The organism is Lactococcus petauri (genome assembly GCF_002154895.1).
GTDB classification, from domain to species: Bacteria; Bacillota; Bacilli; order Lactobacillales; family Streptococcaceae; genus Lactococcus; species Lactococcus petauri.
The window spans coordinates 1-441 of sequence record NZ_MUIZ01000039.1 but is presented as its reverse complement, the minus strand read 5'-3'; the positions used below and the strand labels follow the sequence as shown (position 1 = coordinate 441).

The window sequence follows — 441 nt, the reverse complement described above, 5'->3', positions numbered from 1 at the left end:
CTTCTGGATGAGCCGAGTGTAGGAGTGAAAGGCCAATCAAACTTGGAGATAGCTCGTACTCCCCGAAAGGCATTTAGGTGCCGCGTCGGATGGTCACCGTGAGAGGTAGAGCGACCGATAGGACAAGAGGGCTTCACCGCCTATCGAGTCCTGACGAACTCCGAATGCTCACGGTCTGCAGTCCGGCAGTAAGGGGGCGGGTGCTAAGGTCCGTCCCCGAGAGGAGAAGAATCCAGACCGCCGTCTAAGGTCCCGGAGTTCTGCCTGAGTTAGTCTAACGAAGTCTGGTCCCTATGACAGCTAGGATGTTGGCTTGGAAGCAGCCATTCATTCAAAGAGTGCGTAACAGCTCACTAGTCGAGGGTCCGGGCATGGATAATAATCGGGTATAAGGCAGACACCGAAGGCGCGGGATAGCAATGTTAAAAGTATCGGTAGGGG

The 441-nt window shown here is 54.9% G+C and carries 1 rRNA gene; it reads left to right on the top strand.

The features are described from left to right. A 23S ribosomal RNA gene (locus tag BZZ03_RS11775) occupies positions 1-441 on the top strand; the annotation flags it as partial.